Genomic DNA, 301 nt, shown 5'->3' with positions numbered 1-301 from the left:
CCCCCCCCCCCCCCCCCCCCCCCCCCCCCCCCCCCCCCCCCCCCCCCCCCCCCCCCCCCCCCCCCCCCCCCCCCCCCCCCCCCCCCCCCCCCCCCCCCCCCCCTTGTCAAGCAGAAGACGGCATACGCGATCCTTGTTAATGTCTCGTGGGCTCGGAGATGTGTATAAGAGACAGGCCTGGTGCAGGTCCGGCATGTCCTTGAGCGACAGCGCCCGCTCCACTTGCGGATAGAATTCGCGCGTCCAGCCCAGGCGTGCGGCATTGCCATACCATTCCGGATTGGCATTGCACACGATATTG

1 pseudogene is annotated in these 301 nt (G+C 71.4%); it reads right to left on the bottom strand.

Annotated elements, in window-relative coordinates:
• A pseudogene (locus JHD64_RS22135) lies at positions 1 to 301 on the bottom strand (hypothetical protein); the annotation flags it as partial.

It is taken from the genome of Aquitalea sp. ASV15 (assembly GCF_016429115.1).
Taxonomy (GTDB): Bacteria; Pseudomonadota; Gammaproteobacteria; order Burkholderiales; family Chromobacteriaceae; genus Aquitalea; species Aquitalea magnusonii.
This window is presented reverse-complemented; position numbering and strand designations above follow the sequence as displayed.